Source organism: Acinetobacter sp. YH12252 (assembly GCF_013417365.1).
Lineage (GTDB): Bacteria > Pseudomonadota > Gammaproteobacteria > Pseudomonadales > Moraxellaceae > Acinetobacter > Acinetobacter towneri.
The window spans coordinates 1-3,296 of record NZ_VPEA01000032.1 but is presented as its reverse complement, the minus strand read 5'-3'; the positions used below and the strand labels follow the sequence as shown (position 1 = coordinate 3,296).

Genomic DNA, 3,296 nt, shown 5'->3' with positions numbered 1-3,296 from the left:
GCATGTTCCGCGTCCTTGCAATACTGTGTTTACATACAGTCTATCGCTTAGCGGAAAGTTCTTTTACCCTCAGCCGAAATGCCTGCCGTTGCTAGACATTGCCAGCCAGTGCCCGTCACTCCCACTCTATTGATGTGTGCTTAAAAAACAGGAGGGTTTAACTTGGTAAACTATACATACTCATTAGGAGTTTACCATGAGCAAGAAACAGAAGACTTACACCGCAGAATTTAAAGCTGAAGCCATAAAAGCCATTGAAGAGAACCAAGGTAATGTATCGGAATCCGCTAGACAACTTGGCATTTCAATGCAAACCCTTTCGAACTGGAATAACAAAGCAAAGGCTGGAACTTTAGCAGGCACAAAACAGTATTCGCCCGATCTAAACGCCTTACTCGAAGAAAATAAGAAGCTTAAACAACAGCTCAAAACAGCTGAAATGGAACGTGAATTTTTAAAAAAGGCAGCAGCGTACTTTGCCAAAGAAAGTCAGTGAGGTACGCCTATATGAAATCGCAAAGCCACTTATTTCCGATTATTTTAATGGCTCGATTACTTCGTGTATCCGTTTCTCGCTTTTATGATTGGCTAAAGCGAGGCATGAGTAAAAGATCAATTCAGCGAAATCAGCAGACAATTTTGGTCAAAATAGCCCATGAAGAAACCAAACAAAGCTATGGCTATGTTCGATTAACCAAGCATTTACAAGCGCAAGGTATCAAAATAAGTACGTATGCTGTGCGCCAAATAAAAAAATCAAATCAGTTGTATTGTAAGCGCCATAAGCGTTTCAAAAGAACCACGAACAGTGATCACAACCGTTCTATTTATGACAATTTACTCAAGCAACAGTTTTCAATGACGAAGCCTAATCTTGCGTGGTCGAGTGACATTACCTACATTTGGACGGCTGAGGGCTGGTTGTACTTGGCAGCTGTCAAAGATCTTTACACGAAACAGGTTGTTGGCTATAGCTTAAATGAGCGCATGACAGCCAAGCTTGTTTGTGATGCATTGAATATGGCTATTCGCAATCAGAAACCTGCTAAAGATCTCATTGTACATTCAGATAGAGGCAGCCAATATTGCAGTAATGAATATCGAAACTTACTTGAGAAATTTGATTTTCAGGGTTCAATGAGCAAAAAAGGCGACTGCTTTGATAATGCACCGATAGAGAGTTTCTGGGGCATACTCAAAAATGAACTAGTCCATCATCGCAACTACAAAACAAGGGAAGAAGCCAAAGCGGATATTACAAAATATATAGAGTTATTTTATAATCAGCGAAGAATTCAAAAAGGCTTGGATTTTAAGACACCAAATCAAATGGCAGAAGACTTTTATCGGTTAGCTGCCTAGAATCTCCCAAGTGAAAGTCTCCTGCTAATTCAGCACACATCACTGTTGATAAATTTTCTAAACAAAAAGGATCAAACTAATCTATAAGCTTTGTGGGTTAGAAAAAAAATAACTCACTTTGCATTGATCATATTTAAATTCTTGTTTTATCCATAGCACTAACCTATTAATTTTAAAAAATAATAGGTACTGGCTAAATAGCAAATCGATACATATCTTTTTCATAGAGGAAATATGATTTTAGTAAGTTCTTGTCTGGCTGGCTTAAAGGTACGTTATAACGGGACGCATAGCTTAAACGAAAAAATCGAAAAATTAGTCAAAGATGGAAAAGCTACTATGGTATGTCCAGAGATTCTTGGCGGTTTATCAACACCACGCGAACCTGCCGAGATTTCGGGAGGTAATGGCGATGATGTCTTAGATGGAAAAGCCTGTGTAATTGAAAAATCAGGAAAGGATGTGACTTCAATCTATATTGAAGGGGCATATAGAACTTTAAAAAAAGTTCAATTATTAAAAGCTACTCTGGTAGTGCTTAAAGAAAATAGCCCTTCATGTGGTAGTTCAATGATTTACGATGGTCAATTTAATGGGAATAAGATCTATGGCAATGGAGTTACCTCCGCTTTGCTTAAACGTCATAATATAAAAGTCATTTCAGAAGAAACTTTTTGGCAACTTTTACCCTAGTTCCTCCGCTTTTATTTAAAATCTTCATGCAACTCCAACCACGCCCCCCTTTGCAATATCAAGTCTCTTCGGTATTTAGAGATATAGTGAGGTAATAATCTAAGAAGCATATCCATTACTTCCACATCAGTTAAAAAGTAGTGGTTCAATTTTATGCTGTAATTCTTTAACAATTTTAGCAAGCTGATCATGTAAAACTAACCAACATTGCTCATGACCTTGCCCAATATATTCATCTATTATGAGTTGCAAAATGTCTTGATCTATCTGACTTAAGAATTCTAAAAACCATGTCGCAGCAACATCCTTGGCAACTATTGTTTTATGATCTAATGTATAAGCTATACGGCATAGCGCTAAAATTTGATTACATTCATCCTGATCGTCTTTCCAATGAGCAATAATTTGTGGATAAGTTTTTTGCATGGCAAATATTAATTGTTCATAGCTAATTGGATTTAACCAATCGCAAATATCAGGTCCAAAGATAGTAATGTTATGTAATTGGGCAGTTTTAAGTAAAATACTAATATCTGGATCAGATTGACTATAAAGTAATTCACCTTTGAGTAATTCTTCTCTCAACCACTCGCCATATTGTAGCTGATATGTATATGGATGATTTTTATTGGTAATACTCCCTTTTTCTAATATCGTAATTTCTAAGGCACGCGCTGTAGCATGACCAATCGGAACAGATATATTTAGAAAATTCTGCGCTAATTGTTTTCTTTCCTGATCGGTAATTTCACGTTCAATAATAACTAAAATATCAAGATCACTTTTATGTTTTAAACCACCATCAACATACGAACCATATAAATAAATAGCATAAAGCTTATCTTTAAAATTTTTTTGTAAAAGCTGTTTTACACTTTCAACTTGGCGACACTCTTCATCATTTAAGCTTTGCATATGATTTTTAATTTAAAAAAATAAGTAATGAATTCATAGAGCATTATACAGAATAAGTGTAAATAATTTAATCAATTAGTAAATAACATACTATTTTTACAATATATTTACTTTCAATATAGAGTTTAATACATAAAACTCTATCAATCAAAAAAAGCTTGAAACAACATCTGAATAGTAAGAGTCATTTCCTCCTCACTTAGAGATGGATCCGGAAATTTGAACAACTCCTATAAGTGATACTCTGCTCCTCAAATGATGTTATAAACATCAATATATGGAGTATTTTATGGCACGTAGACCAAGAAGAAATCATTCAAACGACT

At 35.3% G+C, this 3,296-nt stretch carries 3 protein-coding genes; 2 read left to right on the top strand and 1 reads right to left on the bottom strand.

Annotated elements, in window-relative coordinates:
* The first annotated feature begins 196 nt into the window (after positions 1-196).
* A protein-coding gene (locus FTV28_RS13320) for an IS3 family transposase (RefSeq protein ID WP_119285041.1) occupies positions 197-1,362 on the top strand; the annotation gives its coding sequence in 2 pieces (ribosomal slippage) (positions 197-455 and positions 455-1,362; 1,167 coding nt in all).
* 234 nt (positions 1,363-1,596) lie between these two features.
* The gene (locus FTV28_RS13315) at positions 1,597-2,055 is read left to right on the top strand and encodes a DUF523 domain-containing protein (RefSeq protein WP_077170035.1); all 459 of its coding nucleotides are present in this window, start codon (positions 1,597-1,599) and stop codon (positions 2,053-2,055) included.
* A gap of 126 nt (positions 2,056-2,181) precedes the next feature.
* Here FTV28_RS13315 and FTV28_RS13310 read toward each other — a convergent pair whose 3' ends face one another.
* Entirely contained in the window at positions 2,182-2,970 is a 789-nt protein-coding gene (locus FTV28_RS13310; RefSeq protein ID WP_038350081.1) for an aminoglycoside adenylyltransferase domain-containing protein, read from the bottom strand.
* Positions 2,971-3,296: the final 326 nt, after the last annotated feature.

Bases quoted from the DNA above. Each gene is read 5' to 3' on its own strand.
- FTV28_RS13315 (WP_077170035.1), top strand. From the start codon at position 1,597: ATGATTTTAGTAAGTTCTTGTCTGGCTGGCTTAAAGGTACGTTATAAC.
- FTV28_RS13310 (WP_038350081.1), bottom strand. From the start codon at position 2,970: ATGCAAAGCTTAAATGATGAAGAGTGTCGCCAAGTTGAAAGTGTAAAA.